The organism is Stenotrophomonas sp. YJH_SMC_32 (assembly GCF_059369975.1).
This window is the reverse complement of sequence record NZ_JCAFTE010000004.1, coordinates 99926-113131: the sequence shown is the minus strand read 5'-3', so window position 1 is coordinate 113131 and position 13206 is coordinate 99926. Positions and strand designations below refer to the sequence as shown.

13 protein-coding genes are annotated in these 13206 nt (G+C 69.1%); all 13 read left to right on the top strand.

What is annotated here, in order from left to right; translation table 11 throughout:
- Window positions 1-135 precede the first annotated feature (135 nt).
- The 13 genes from gspE (at window position 136) to AC5P7S_RS08310 (ending at window position 13178) form a co-directional block, all read left to right on the top strand.
- Window positions 136-1857 (top strand): type II secretion system ATPase GspE, encoded by a 1722-nt coding sequence (gspE, locus tag AC5P7S_RS08370; protein ID WP_053499707.1) that lies wholly within the window; start codon window positions 136-138, stop codon window positions 1855-1857.
- Between the two features lie 24 nt (window positions 1858-1881).
- A complete protein-coding gene (xpsF, locus tag AC5P7S_RS08365; protein ID WP_005415224.1) occupies window positions 1882-3102 on the top strand; it encodes a type II secretion system protein XpsF in 1221 nt (406 codons plus the stop codon).
- 49 nt (window positions 3103-3151) lie between these two features.
- Window positions 3152-3595, top strand: a complete 444-nt coding sequence (gene gspG / locus AC5P7S_RS08360; protein WP_005415225.1) for a type II secretion system major pseudopilin GspG — start codon at window positions 3152-3154, stop codon at window positions 3593-3595.
- Between the two features lie 6 nt (window positions 3596-3601).
- Window positions 3602-4096: a type II secretion system protein XpsH gene (xpsH, locus tag AC5P7S_RS08355; protein ID WP_005415226.1), complete on the top strand. Its 495-nt coding sequence runs from the start codon at window positions 3602-3604 to the stop codon at window positions 4094-4096.
- Window positions 4093-4512 carry a type II secretion system protein XpsI gene (gene xpsI, locus AC5P7S_RS08350; protein ID WP_095378086.1) on the top strand — a complete coding sequence of 140 codons (420 nt, stop codon included), beginning with the start codon at window positions 4093-4095 and terminating at the stop codon, window positions 4510-4512. The genes xpsH and xpsI overlap by 4 nt, the downstream gene beginning before the upstream one ends.
- Window positions 4509-5141, top strand: coding sequence for a type II secretion system protein J (locus AC5P7S_RS08345; protein ID WP_053499709.1), 633 nt, complete (start codon window positions 4509-4511; stop codon window positions 5139-5141). The genes xpsI and AC5P7S_RS08345 overlap by 4 nt, the downstream gene beginning before the upstream one ends.
- Complete coding sequence (locus AC5P7S_RS08340) at window positions 5138-6001, top strand: type II secretion system minor pseudopilin (RefSeq protein WP_070489722.1); 864 nt, start codon at window positions 5138-5140, stop codon at window positions 5999-6001. Before AC5P7S_RS08345 ends, AC5P7S_RS08340 begins: the two co-directional genes overlap by 4 nt.
- Complete coding sequence (locus AC5P7S_RS08335; RefSeq protein ID WP_095378085.1) at window positions 5998-7143, top strand: PilN domain-containing protein; 1146 nt, start codon at window positions 5998-6000, stop codon at window positions 7141-7143. The genes AC5P7S_RS08340 and AC5P7S_RS08335 overlap by 4 nt, the downstream gene beginning before the upstream one ends.
- A complete protein-coding gene (gene gspM / locus AC5P7S_RS08330) occupies window positions 7118-7825 on the top strand; it encodes a type II secretion system protein GspM (RefSeq protein WP_065186245.1) in 708 nt (235 codons plus the stop codon). The genes AC5P7S_RS08335 and gspM overlap by 26 nt, the downstream gene beginning before the upstream one ends.
- A complete protein-coding gene (locus tag AC5P7S_RS08325) occupies window positions 7815-8603 on the top strand; it encodes a type II secretion system protein, XpsN-like (protein WP_095378084.1) in 789 nt (262 codons plus the stop codon). The genes gspM and AC5P7S_RS08325 overlap by 11 nt, the downstream gene beginning before the upstream one ends.
- A gap of 9 nt (window positions 8604-8612) precedes the next feature.
- The gene (gene gspD, locus AC5P7S_RS08320) at window positions 8613-10814 is read left to right on the top strand and encodes a type II secretion system secretin GspD (protein WP_095378083.1); all 2202 of its coding nucleotides are present in this window, start codon (window positions 8613-8615) and stop codon (window positions 10812-10814) included.
- A gap of 676 nt (window positions 10815-11490) precedes the next feature.
- Window positions 11491-12342, top strand: coding sequence for a glycosyltransferase family 2 protein (locus tag AC5P7S_RS08315; RefSeq protein ID WP_065196237.1), 852 nt, complete (start codon window positions 11491-11493; stop codon window positions 12340-12342).
- Window positions 12339-13178: a glycosyltransferase family 2 protein gene (locus AC5P7S_RS08310; protein ID WP_095378082.1), complete on the top strand. Its 840-nt coding sequence runs from the start codon at window positions 12339-12341 to the stop codon at window positions 13176-13178. Before AC5P7S_RS08315 ends, AC5P7S_RS08310 begins: the two co-directional genes overlap by 4 nt.
- The last annotated feature ends 28 nt before the right edge of the window (window positions 13179-13206 follow it).

The following is a 13206-nucleotide window of genomic DNA, read 5'->3' as shown; positions in this document are numbered from 1 at the left end:
CCTGTCGTGTCGTAGTTGAACGGCCGAGGCCCGTCATCCTGTGTGACGGGCTTCGTCTTTTTACGAAAGCTGGCGGCAGGGCGGCGGAAATCATGGCTTAACTGCTAAAGTCGGTCCGATTGACAGGAGAGTCACGTGAACGCGCTCGCTGCAACCGTTACCGACGATGCCGAAGGCCGCATCCTGGATGCGCTGCTGGCACGCGGCCGGCTCAAGGAAGGAGACCTGGCGCGCGCGCGGCCGCTGCACGCCGAGGCCGGCGGCAGCCTGCTGGGCCTGCTGGTGCGCCTGGGCCTGGTGTCTGAACGCGACCAGGCACAGGCCAGCGCCGAGGTGCTGGGCCTGCCGCTGCTGGAGGGCAAGCAGGTGCCGGAGGCCCCGCCGCAGGCGCTGGCCGAAGGGCTACCGCTGTCGCTGCGTTTCCTGAAGCAGTTCCATGTGTGCCCGCTGGAGTTGAATGAACACGGGGTGCGTCTGTGGCTGGCCGATGCCCACGATGCCTATCCGCAGCAGGCCGTGCAGTTGGCGCTGGGGGTTCCGGTGACACCGGTGCTGGGCATGCGCGCGGAGATCGATGACCTGGTCGAGCGCTGGTTCGGCCAGGGCCGCAGCGCGATGGGCGCGATCGTGGAAACCGCCGATGGCGAGGGCGGCGCGGTCGACGATATCGAGCACCTGCGCGACCTCGCTTCGGAAGCGCCGGTGATCCGTCTGGTCAACCTGGTGATCCAGCGTGCGGTGGAACTGCGCGCTTCGGATATCCATGTCGAACCGTTCGAGAGCCGGTTGAAAGTCCGCTACCGGGTTGATGGCGTGCTGGTGGAGGGCGAGAGCCCGCCGGCCAATCTCACCGCCGCGGTGATCAGCCGCATCAAGATCATGGCCCGGCTCAACATCGCCGAGCGCCGCCTGCCGCAGGACGGCCGCATCATGCTGCGCGTGCAGGGCAAGGAGCTGGACCTGCGCGTGAGTACCGTGCCTACCGCGCATGGCGAAAGCGTGGTGATGCGCCTGCTGGACCGCGAAACGGTGGTCTTCGATTTCCACCGGCTCGGCTTCACCGACGCCTTCCTGCCGCAGTTCCGCAAGGTGCTGGAACAGCCGCACGGCATCCTGCTGGTGACCGGCCCGACCGGCTCGGGCAAGACCACCACGCTGTACACCGCGCTGAGCCAGCTCAACACCGCCGACGTCAAGATCATCACGGTGGAAGATCCGGTCGAATACCAGATCGAGGGCATCAACCAGATCCAGGCCAAGCCGCAGATCGGCCTGGATTTCGCCAACGCGCTGCGCAGCATCGTCCGCCAGGATCCGGACATCATCATGATCGGTGAAATGCGCGACCTGGAAACCGCGCGCATCGCCATCCAGTCGGCACTGACCGGCCACCTGGTGCTGTCCACCCTGCACACCAACAATGCGGCCGGTGGCATCACCCGCCTGCTCGACATGGGCGTGGAGGATTACCTGCTCACCTCGACCATCAACGGCATCCTGGCCCAGCGCCTGGTGCGCCGGCTGGAGCCCACCCATGCCGAACGCTACGCAGCCTCGCCAGAGGAGATCGAACGCTTCGAGCTGCGCCGCCTGCAGCCGGAGGGACCGATCCACCTTTACCGCCCGAAGCCCTCGGCGCTGGCGCCGACCGGCTACCTGGGGCGTACCACCATCATGGAATTCCTGGTGATGAACGATGCGCTGCGGCGTGCGGTGATGCGTCGCGATGGCATGGGCGAGATCGAGCGCATCGCCCGCGAAGCCGGCATGCGCACCATGTACGAGGATGGCCTGTCCAAGGCGCTGAGCGGACAGACCACCATCGAGGAAGTGCTGCGCGTGACCGAGGAAAGCTGATGCGCGCAGGACGCCGGGGCTGACATGCCGAACTACCGCTACAAGGCGCTCAATCCGCACGGTGAGGTCTTCGACGGGCAGATGGAAGCGGCCAGCGAGGCCGAGCTGATCGCGCGCCTGCAGGACCAGGGCCACCTGCCGATGGAGACGCAGCTGGCCGACGCCGGCGCGATCGGCGGCCGCAGCTGGCGCAACCTGCTGCAGCAGCGCCCGTTGCAGGGCGCTGCATTGCTGCAGTTCACCCAGCAGCTGGCGACCCTGCTCGGTGCCGGCCAGCCGCTGGACCGCGCGCTGTCGATCCTGCTGGGGTTGCCCGAGGACGAACGATCGCGCCGCGCGATCACCGACATCCGCGACGTGGTGCGCGGCGGTGCACCGCTGTCCACCGCGCTGGAACGCCAGCATGGGCTGTTCTCGCGCCTTTACGTGAACATGGTGCGCGCCGGCGAAGCCGGCGGCAGCCTGCATGAAACCCTGCAACGCCTGGCCGACTACCTGGAGCGCAGCCGCGCGCTGCAGGGCAAGGTCATCAACGCGCTGGTCTACCCGGCGATCCTGCTGGTGGTGGTGGGCGGTGCGCTGCTGTTCCTGCTTGGCTACGTGGTGCCGCAGTTCGCGCAGATGTACGAGAGCCTGGACGTGGCGCTGCCGTGGTTCACCAATGCGGTGCTGCAGCTGGGCCTGTTCGTGCGCGACTGGTGGGTGCTGCTGCTGGTGGTGCCGGCGCTGCTGGCGCTGTTCTTCGAGCGCAAGGCGCGGCAACCGGCGTTCCGGCTGGCGCTGGATGGCTGGCTGCTGCAGCGCCGTGGCATCGGCCGTCTCGTCGGTGAACTGGAGACCGCGCGCCTGGCGCGCACGCTGGGCACCCTGCTGCGCAACGGCGTGCCCCTGCTGGGCGCACTGGGCATCGCGCGCAACGTACTGGGCAACCGCGCGCTGGCCGCCGATGTGGAAGCGGCCGCCGATGAAGTGAAAAATGGTGCCGGCCTGTCGCTGGCACTGTCGCGCGGCAAGCGCTTCCCGCGCCTGGCCCTGCAGATGATCCAGGTCGGCGAGGAATCCGGCGCCCTCGATACCATGCTGCTGAAGGCCGCCGACACCTTCGAACAGGATAGTGCCCGGCGCATCGACCGCCTGCTGGCGGCGATGGTGCCGGCGATCACCCTGGTGCTGGCCTCGGTGGTGGGCGCGGTGATCGTGGCCGTGCTGGTGCCGCTGTACGACCTGACCAATGCCATCGGTTGACGATGGCACTCCCTGCAACCCCGACACTCCGCAACTGAAAGGACCGTCCATGATTGCCCGTCGCCGACCGATCCGCCTTTCCTTCACCGCCGCGCGCAACCAGTCGGGCATGAGCCTGCTGGAAATCATCATCGTCATCGTGCTGATCGGCGCGGTGCTGACCCTGGTCGCCAGCCGCGTACTGGGCGGTGCCGACCGTGGCAAGGCCAACATCGCCAAGGCGCAGGTGCAGACCGTGGCGTCCAAGATCGACAACTACCAGATCGACACCGGCAAGCTGCCCGGCTCGCTCAATGACCTGGTGACCGCACCGGCCGGTGTTGGCGGCTGGCTCGGCCCGTACGCCAAGCCGGCCGACCTGAACGACCCATGGGGCCACGCCCTGGAATACCGCGCACCGGGCGAAGGCCAGCCGTATGAGCTGGTCAGCCTGGGCAAGGATGGCAAGGCCGGCGGTAGCAGCGTCGACGCTGACATCCGCTACCAGCCGTAACCGCGCATGACGTATTTCCTGCCGCGCCGGTTGCCCCACCCGCGCCTGCACGGCAGGCGCGCGGCGGGACTGTCGCTGCTGGAAATGCTGCTGGTGATCGCACTGATCGCGGCGATCGGCCTGATCACCGCCGCTGGCCTGTCGCGCGGTTTCGCCGGCATGCAGCTGCGCAGCGCCGGCAAGGACATCGCCAACCAGCTGCGCATGGTGCGCGCGCAGGCAATCGCCCGCGGCGAACCGCAGCGCTTCGTCATCGAGCCGGCGCGGCGGCGCTGGGAGGGCGCCAACCAGCGCCACGGTGAGGTGCCCGCACAGCTGCAGGTGCAGTTCGAAGGCGCCGCGCAGCTGGCCACCGCGCCGGGGCAGGGCGTGATCGAATTTCATCCCGATGGTGGCTCCAGCGGCGGCCGCATCCGGTTGCAGCGCGACGGCGCCGAATGGCGCGTCGACGTCGGCTGGCTCACCGGTGAGGTCCGCTCCGGCCCCTGGCGGGCGCAATGAAGCGGCGCGCGCGTGGCTTCACCCTGCTGGAAGTGATCATCGCCTTCGCCCTGCTGGGCCTGGCGTTGACCCTGCTGCTGGGCAGCCTGTCCGGCGGCGCAAAACAGGTGCGCGATGCCGAGCTGCGCACGCGCGCGGTGCTGCATGCACAGTCGTTGCTGGCCGAGGCCGGCGTCGACGCACCGCTGCAGGTGGGCAGCCAGCAGGGTGACTGGGAACAGGGGCGCTATCACTGGGAACTGCAGGTTCAGCCGTGGGTGGAACCACGCGCTGGCAATGTCGTGCATGCCACGTCACCGGGGACCCCATGGCTGGCAGAGCTGCAATTGCAGGTGCGTTGGGGTGACAGCGAGCGCGAGCAGCTGCGCTGGCGCAGCCTGCGCCTGTTGCCGCCCGACCTGGAGAATGCGCGGTGAGGCGCCGCGCCGCAGGTTTCACCCTGGTCGAAGTGATGCTGGCCACCGTGCTGCTGGCCGGCGGCCTGGCGTTGGCCTTTGCCAGCGTGCGCTCGGCGATGGCGGTCAGCCAGCGTGGCGAGCAGATCGCCGCCGAGAGCGAACGCATGCGCGCGGTCGAGTCCTTGCTTCGCAGGCAGCTGGCGGGCGCGTTGCGCACCCCGCTTGAGGTTCCGGACCCCACCCGCGAACCGATCTTCTTCCAGGGGGAGGAGCAACGCATGTTGTTCGCCGCCGACCTGCCCGGATACCTCGGCCGTGGCGGCCCCTACCTGCACGCGCTGCAGGTCGACGGACGCGATGGCCAACAGCGCCTGCTGCTGGACCTGGTGCTGCTGCAGGAAGGCGAGCGCATCGCCGAGAATCCACCGCGCCCGCCCGAGGTGCTGGTGGAGAACCTGAAGTCGGTGCAGCTGCGCTATCGGGGTATCGATGCCAGCACTGGGCAGGTGACCGACTGGATGCCGCGCTGGGACGACACCCGCCGCCTGCCGATGCTGGTGGAGATCCAGATCGTGCCGGCCCGTGGAGCGCCGTGGCCACCGCTGGTGGTGGCGCTGCGCGCCGGTGGCAGCGGAGGCGCGCGATGAGGCGTCAGGCTGGGGCGGCATTGGTGCTGGTGCTGTGGCTGATCGCGTTGATGACCGCGCTGGTCGGCGCATTCGCGCTGAGCGCACGGGTCGAACACCTGCAGCAGCGCGTGCTGGATGACGATGCACGCGGGCAGGAACGTGCGCGTGCCGGCCTCGAATATGCCCTGCTGCGCCTGTCGGCCGATCCGCAGCGCGCGCCCTGGCGTGCCGATGGCCGGACCTATCGCTGGCAGTTCGACGACGCCAGCATCGAGATCAAGGTGCTGGACGAGAACGGCAAGATCAACCTGAACCTGGCCGACGCCGCGCTGCTGGCCGCCTTCCTCAAGGCGCTGGGTGAAGACGATGCCCAGGCCCGGCAGCTGGCGGCGGCCATCATCGACTGGCGTGACGAGGACAGCCTGCTGCAGCCGGGCGGTGGTGCTGAAGCGCAGGACTACGCCGCAGCCGGGTTGCCCTATGGCCCACGCAACAAGCGCTTCGAGACCCTGGGCGAGCTGCAGCGCGTGCTGGGCATGCGCGGCACGCTGTACCGGGCGATGTTGCCGCACCTGACCCTGTACAGCCGCCAGGCCCGGCCGGATCCGCAGTTCGCCAGTGCGCCGGTGCTGACCGCGCTGGGGCTGGATGCGGACAGGGTGATGGCGCAGCGCGCACAGCAGGAGCGTGATGCAGATTCCGCTGGTGGTACGACAACGCTTGCCAGCAGCAGCGGCACCTATAGTATCGAGTCCGCTGCCATCGACAGCAGTGGACGCAGGTCGGTGTTGCAGGCAGTGGTACGCAGTGGCTCGGGCGGGGTTCCCGGGCGGACCTACACAGTGCTTCGCTGGGAGCAGGGAATGACAGCAAGATGACGGCGTGGCAGGACAGTCTGCGGCAAGTGCAGGGCCGGATCGGCCCGGGTGCTGGCCGCTTCCTGCGCTGGTGGCGGCAGTCGCTGCTGGCCTGGGTACCGGTGCGCTGGCAATGGGCGTTGGGCTGGGGCCAGGCCCGCCTGTTGCTGCAGCCTGAGAGCGACCAGCTGCAGGTCTGGCGTGAGGCCGGTGAACGCCGCGAAGTGGTGGCGCGCCTGCCGTGGCCGCTGTCGCCGGTGGAACTGGACCGGGTACTCGAGCCGCGCCTGCGCAGCCTGCCCCGGGTGTGGCTGCTGCCCGCGGCGGATGTGCTGCGGCGCACGCTGCGCCTGCCCGCCGCGGCGGCTGACCGCCTGCGTGCCGTGGTCGGTTTCGAAATCGACCGGCAGACCCCGTTCGAAGCGTCCCAGGTCAGCTATGACGTGCGTGAACTCGGCGCGGGCGGCGAAGGGCAGTTGCAGGTCGAACTGGTGGCGTGGCCACTGCGGCAGCTGGAAGCATGGCGCACGCGGGTGGGCCAATGGGCCGATGCGCTGGCCGGCGTCGATGCCATCGATGCGCAGGGCAACGTGTTGCAGGTGAACCTGCTGCCGCCCGCGCAGCGCCAATTGCGGCCAGACCCGATGCGGCGCTGGAACCTGCTGTTGGCAGTGGCGGCCGTCGTGATGCTGGTATTGGCCGCGGCGCAGCTGTTGGACAACCGCCAGGCCGCTGCCGACGAACTGCGTGCGCAGGTCGAGCGCAGCGCGCGCAGTGCACGTGGCGTGGCCAGCGAACGCGCACAGCTGCAGGCGCTGATCGATGGCGCCGCATTCCTGGAGAAGCAGCGCAGCCAGCGCGCCGGTACGGTGGAGATCTGGAACGAACTGACCCGGCGCCTGCCGGAAGGCACCTACCTGGAAAAGCTGGCGATCGAGAACAACAACCTGCAGCTGATCGGCCTGAGCCGCGAAGCATCGCAGCTGGTGCAGCTGCTGCAGGACGCACCGCAGTGGCGCAAGGTCAACCTGACCGGGGTGCTGCAGGCCGATGGCGCGGCCAGTGGCCGCGACCGCTTCACCATGACCGCCGAACTGCAGCCGTTGCCGGCCGCAGCACCGACCCCGGAGGCGGCCGATGCCGATGCCAAGCGCACGCCGTGATCGCTGGTTGGCGCTGGCACTGCTGCTGGCAGTGCTGGGCCTGGCTTATCTGCTGCTGGTGCACCCCTGGTTCACCCAGCCGCTGCGTGCGATCGATGCCGATGTCGCCGCCCTGCGCGAACGCGAGTCGCGCGTGCAGGCGCAGCTGCAGCAGCAGCCGCAGATCGAACAGCGCCTTCGCGCTACCCGCGAGGCACTGCAGCAGCGGCCAGGCTTCCTGCGCGAAGCCACTGCCGAAGCTGCCGCCGCTGCATTGGGCGCCCGGCTGCAGGATGCGGTGGCGATGGCCAGCCCGGGCAACCGCAGCTGCACCATCAGCAACCGCACGCCGCTGACCGACAACCGGCGCGATGCCGAGTTCGTGCGCGTCGCCATGCAGGTGCGCCTGCGCTGCGGCGTGGCCGAACTGGCCACCGTGCTGCACAGCCTCGAAACCGGCAGCCCCCGCCTGTTCGTCGACAACCTCAATCTGATCGCGCAGCGCTTCCAGCAATCGCCGAACGAATCCGGGCTGGGCCTGGATGTGTCCTTCGAGCTGGCCGGCTATCTGCTGCCAGGCGCCGCCGCCGACGGCACGGTACCGGCACCCGCTGCGGCACCGTCCACGTCGCCGGCCGAGGCCACGCCTGCGCCCCAGCCGGCGCCCCCGTCCGAAGGGCCGGAGGTGGCCGATGAAGCTTGAGCAGATCAGCCTGCGTACCGGCTTCCTGCTGGCACTGGCCGGCTGGGCGGCGGCGGTCTGGCTGTCAACCGTGTTCGGGCTGGGCAGCCAGCTGCCGGGCGCCGACGGTGATGCCGACGCCGCGCCATCGCTGCCATCGTTGCCGCCGCTGGCGGCCGAGCGCATGGCCAGCGCCGACAGCTACAGCGCGATCGGTGAGCGCCCGCTGTTCGCCGAAGACCGCAGACCGCGGCCCTATCTGCTGGGGGGCAGCGAACCGGCGGCCAGCGCCGCGTTGCGCCTGACCGGTGTGCTGCTGACCGGGGATTTCGGCATGGCCACGTTCACCACCGAACAGAACCGCTCGCTGCGCCTGCGCCTGAACGGCGAAGCCGTGGATGGCTGGCAGCTGGTGGCGCTGCAGCCGCGCCAAGCCACGGTGATCGGCCCCGGTGGCAACCAGGTCCTCGAACTGGCGGTGTTCAACGGCCAGGGCGGTGAGCCGCCGACGGTACTGCGCGGAGCAAATGGTGCACCGCCTGCAGGCGCGATCGTCGTGCCGCCCTCGGCGGGCGCTCCGCCGGCGCCGTCCCCGGTCGCGGCAACCCCACCGACGCCGCCCGCCGGCAATGCCCCCACACCTGCGGCGTCAGCTGCAAAAACACCACCGGCCAACAACAACGGTCCCAGCGAAGCGCAGATGCAGGCCATCCGCGAACGCATCCAGGCCCGCCGCCGCCAGCTGCAGCAACAGCAGCAACAACCGTCGCCGCCCCCGGGCGATGGCACCAACCGATAGAGTGAATGCATGAACCTGCGTTTTCTTCCCTGGTCCTTTGCCCTCGCGCTGCTGGTCGGCTGCAGTACGGTGTCCGCGCCGCACGTGCAGCGCAACGGCAACCTGTCGCCCAGCGCCGCTGCCGGCCAAGTGGCCGACGTCGCCGCCGATGCCGCCCGCGAGAGCCAGGGCGCACCGCAGGCGGTGATCCGTCGCGGCACCGGCACCATGATCAACCGTGAGGCCGCGCGCGCACCGGCCCCGGCGCTGCATGGCGCCAGCACCGGCGAGGCCACCTTCAACTTTGAAGGCGAATCGCTGCATGCGGTGGTCAAGGCCATCCTTGGCGACATGCTTGGCCAGAACTACGTGATCGCACCGGGCGTGCAGGGCACGGTGACCCTGGCCACGCCCAAGCCGGTCTCGCCGGCGCAGGCGCTGAACCTGCTGGAGATGGTGCTGGGCTGGAACAACGCGCGCATGGTCTACAGCGGCGGCCGCTACAACATCGTCGCCGCCGACCAGGCGCTGGCCGGCACGGTCGCGCCGAGCACCGCGCCGGCGGCCAGCGCACGCGGCTTCGAGGTCCGCGTGGTCCCGCTGCAGTTCATCTCCGCCACCGAGATGAAGAAGGTGCTGGAGCCGTATGCGCGTCCCAACGCCATCGTCAATGTGGACAGCGGCCGCAACGTGATCACCCTCGGTGGTACGCGCGCAGAACTGGAAAACTACCTGCGCACCGTCGAGATCTTCGACGTCGACTGGTTGTCGGGCATGTCGGTGGGCGTGTTCCCGATCCAGTCGGGCAAGGCTGAGCAGGTCGCGGCCGACCTGGAAAAGGTATTCGGCGAAGAGAGCAAGACGCCCAGTGCTGGCATGTTCCGTTTCCTGCCGCTGGAGAACGCCAACGCCGTGCTGGTGATCACGCCGCAGGTACGTTACCTGGACCAGATCCAGCAGTGGCTGGATCGCATCGACACCGCAGGTGGCAGCGCCCGCCTGTTCTCCTACGAGCTGCGCTACATCAAGGCACGCGACCTGGCCGAGCGCCTCAGCGAGGCCTTCGCCAGCAGTGGCAACCGCGGCGGCTCCGGCCCGGCCTCGCTGGCACCGGGCGCCATCCCGTCGCAGCTGGGCGGTGACGGCGATCGTGGCATGGACAACAACAGCAGCACCCTCGGCTCGACGCTGGGCGGGAGCAGTGGCAGTAGCAGCAGCAACGGCAGCCTGAACCTGCCGCAGCGCCAGCCCGGCAACGTCAGTGTCAGCCTGGAAGTGGAGGGCGACCGCGTCGGCGTGTCGGCGGTGGAGGAGACCAACACCCTGCTGGTTCGCTCGACGCCGCAGGCCTGGCGCTCGATCCGCGAGGTGATCGAGAAGCTGGACGTGATGCCGCTGCAGGTGCACATCGAGGCACAGGTGGCCGAAGTCGCGCTGACCGGTGACCTGAAGTATGGCGTGAACTGGTTCTTCGACAACGCCGTGGCTGGTCGCGCGCTGACCGGCGCACTGGCAGGCCTGACCCTGCCGCCGGCAGCGGGCGGTTCGTGGAATACCTTCGCCGGCGGTGTCACCGGCAACGACGGCGTGGGCTGGGCGTTCACCGGCCACAACGCGGCCGCCGTGGTCAGCGCGCTGGACAAGGTCACCGACCTGCGCCTGCTGCAGACACCGTCGGTGTTCGTGCGCAACAACGCCGAGGCCACGCTCAACGTTGGCGACAAGGTGCCGATCAACACCACCACGGTGAATACCGGCGTGGGCACCAGCACCTACAGCTCGGTGCAGTACATCGACACGGGCGTGATCCTCAAGGTACGCCCGCGCGTGACCCGCGATGGCACTGTGTTCCTGGATATCGTGCAGGAGGTCAGCAGCGCCTCCGACGTGCCGGACGCCTGCAACCCGAACGAGCGCAACTGCAACCCGCGCATCTCGACCAAGAAGCTGTCCACCGAAGCGGCGGTACAGAGCGGCGACACCATCATGCTGGCGGGCCTGATCACCGACTCGGCCACCGATGGCAGCAGCGGCATTCCGGGCCTGAGCAGGATCCCGGTGGTCGGTGCGTTGTTCGGGCAGAAGACCCGCACCAGCCGTCGTTCGGAGGTGATCGTGCTGCTGACCCCGACCATCGTCCGCAACAACCAGGAATCGCGCAACCTGACCGATGAGTACAGCAAGCGCTTCCGCGCGATGGAGCCGCTGAACCAGCCGCGCGCGAAGAAGTAAGGGGTTTACGGCCGGGCGGCGCCCGGCACCCGCGGTAGTGCCGGCCGCTGGCCGGCAACAGCAGCGGCAACAGCCAAAGCCACAGCAACAGCGGGCATTCCGTGGGATGGCGGGGCGGTGTGGGTGGGCAGGACACGCCGTAAACCCCCAGACCGGCCCAGCCGCTGGCGGCTGGGCGTTCGGGCGCTTGCGAAGCAGTGCTTCGCAAGCAAAGCGCCCTCACCGCTGGGGGCTCGATGGCGCCATCCATGGCGCCAACGGTCCTGCCCACCCACCCCGCCCCACCTCTGACAGATTCCCGCGGCTGTTGGCAGGTGTCGACCTTGGTCGACACGGTAGATCCACGCCATGCGTGGATGACTGTCTGTCAGATTTCGAAATCAGGAAATGGGGTCAGATCCGTTTTCCGCTGGAAAACGGATCTCACCCCCATCAGCACGTCCAACAGATCGCAGAAATCTGTCGAAGGGGGGGTGGGTCCGGCGGCGGGGGGGGGGCCGCGGCATGGATGCCGCGGCCCCCCCCCGCGACCGGACCCACCCCGCCATCCCGCAGGAACCCAGCTTCTGCTTCGGCTGCTGCCGGCCAGCGGCCGGCACTACCGCGGGTGCCGGGTGCAACCCGGCCGATACCCTCCCGGTGCTACGCTGTGGCCACCGACAACCACGGAGGCGGGATGGGGGCGATCGTGTTGTTGCCGCTGTGCGTGGACGATGCCGCGCTCGACCGCTGCCTGGCCGCACTGGATGCCGGCACCGCGCCGGGCACCGCGGTCTGGCTGGCCGATGACGCGCAGGCAGGGCCGCGTGCGCAGGCCGTGGTCGAGCACTGGTTGGCGCATACGCCGCTGCAGGCCGAGTACACCCGGCGCGCGCGCCCACTGGGCGAGGTTGCCCATCTGGACGAGATGCTGCGCGCCTGCGATGGCCTGGACGTGGCCGTGCTGGCGCCGGACAGCGTGCCGTCGCCCGGTTGGTTGCAGCAGTTGCAGGATGCATTCGCCCGCGATGCCGCCATTGCCACCGCGACCCCCTGGTGCAATGCCGGCGAGACCGCGGCGTGGCCACGGCTGGGCGAGATCAATCCCGAACCCCATGACCCGGCCTTGCTGGCGCATACCTGCGCTACATTGCCGACGCTGCACCCGGAGCTGCCATCGGCGGTCACCCACGCGGTGCTGGTACGTGGCAACGCGCGCCGCCGTGCCGGTGGCCTGGACGTGGACAGCTATGCCGGCTGGAATGCCGCGCTGGTCGACCTGAGCCTGCGCATGGCGGGCCTGGGGTGGCGCAACGTGTTGTGCGAGACCGCGTTCGTCGGCCGGGCAGGAGAGGCGGTCAGCCGCGATGGCGATCTGGAGGCCCTGGCCGCGCGCTGGCCGGCCTGGGTGCCGCGGCTGGCCGATTTCCTGATGCACGATCCACTGCACGGTCTGCGTGCCGACCTGCAGCAGCGCATGCGGCAGGCGATAATGCCGAAGGAACAGGGCGACCTGTTCGTCCCGCCCGCGCCGGAGCCTCCCGTTTGAATGCAGCCATTGCCGCCATCGTCGTCACCTACCAGAGTGGCAGCACCATCGATGCCTGCCTGTCGCGCCTGCGCCAGGCGCAGGACATCGCCGAGATCCGGGTGATCGACAATGGTTCGCTGGATGGCACGCTGGACATCGTGCAGCGGCACGCCAGCCATGACCCGCGCGTGCGCTTCGTCGGCAATCCGGACAATCCCGGCTTTGCCGCCGCCAACAACCAGGGCGTGACCGACTCGCACAGCCCCTGGCTGGCCTTCATCAACCCGGACCTGATGATTGAGCCGGACACCCTGACCGAACTGCGCAGCCGTGGTGAGGCGCTGGGCGATTGCCTGCTGGGCGTGGAGCAGGTGGACGAGCACGGCCACGCCGATGAAGCGGTGCGCCGTCGCGATCCGGATTTCCTGCTGATGCTGCGCTCGCCGGGCAAGGGTTCGAAGCTGGCGGTTCCGCGCGATCCGCACCAGGCCGTGCAGCCGGTGCCGGCGTTGTCCGGTGCGCTGCTGATGATGCCGCGTACCCTGTTCGAGCGCATCGGTGGCTGGGATGCGGGTTACCGCCTGCATGCCGAGGACCTGGACCTGTGCCGCCGCGCACGCGAGGCCGGCGCGGTGGTGGCGATCGCCAACGACCTGCAGGTTACCCATGTGCGCGGCGTCTCCAGCCGCTCGCGGCCATTCTTCGTGGAATGGCACAAGCACAAGGGCTTGTGGCGCTACTTCCAGAAGTTCGAGGCGAAGCAGCGGTCGCTGCCGGTACGCGTTGCGGTGTGGGCCGCGATCTGGGCGCATGCGCTGATGCTGGTGCCGAGGCTGCTGCGCAGGTCGCTGTAGCGCCGCAGGAGCATCCACGCATGGCGTG

Excerpts from the sequence above, each read along its gene's own strand:
- gspG (WP_005415225.1), top strand. The coding sequence starts at position 3,152 with ATGATTGCCCGTCGCCGACCGATCCGCCTTTCCTTCACCGCCGCGCGC.
- AC5P7S_RS08325 (WP_095378084.1), top strand. The coding sequence starts at position 7,815 with ATGAAGCTTGAGCAGATCAGCCTGCGTACCGGCTTCCTGCTGGCACTG.
- AC5P7S_RS08335 (WP_095378085.1), top strand. The coding sequence starts at position 5,998 with ATGACGGCGTGGCAGGACAGTCTGCGGCAAGTGCAGGGCCGGATCGGC.
- AC5P7S_RS08340 (WP_070489722.1), top strand. The coding sequence starts at position 5,138 with ATGAGGCGTCAGGCTGGGGCGGCATTGGTGCTGGTGCTGTGGCTGATC.
- xpsI (WP_095378086.1), top strand. The coding sequence starts at position 4,093 with ATGAAGCGGCGCGCGCGTGGCTTCACCCTGCTGGAAGTGATCATCGCC.
- gspD (WP_095378083.1), top strand. The coding sequence starts at position 8,613 with ATGAACCTGCGTTTTCTTCCCTGGTCCTTTGCCCTCGCGCTGCTGGTC.
- xpsF (WP_005415224.1), top strand. The coding sequence starts at position 1,882 with ATGCCGAACTACCGCTACAAGGCGCTCAATCCGCACGGTGAGGTCTTC.
- xpsH (WP_005415226.1), top strand. The coding sequence starts at position 3,602 with ATGACGTATTTCCTGCCGCGCCGGTTGCCCCACCCGCGCCTGCACGGC.
- AC5P7S_RS08315 (WP_065196237.1), top strand. The coding sequence starts at position 11,491 with ATGGGGGCGATCGTGTTGTTGCCGCTGTGCGTGGACGATGCCGCGCTC.
- gspM (WP_065186245.1), top strand. The coding sequence starts at position 7,118 with ATGCCGATGCCAAGCGCACGCCGTGATCGCTGGTTGGCGCTGGCACTG.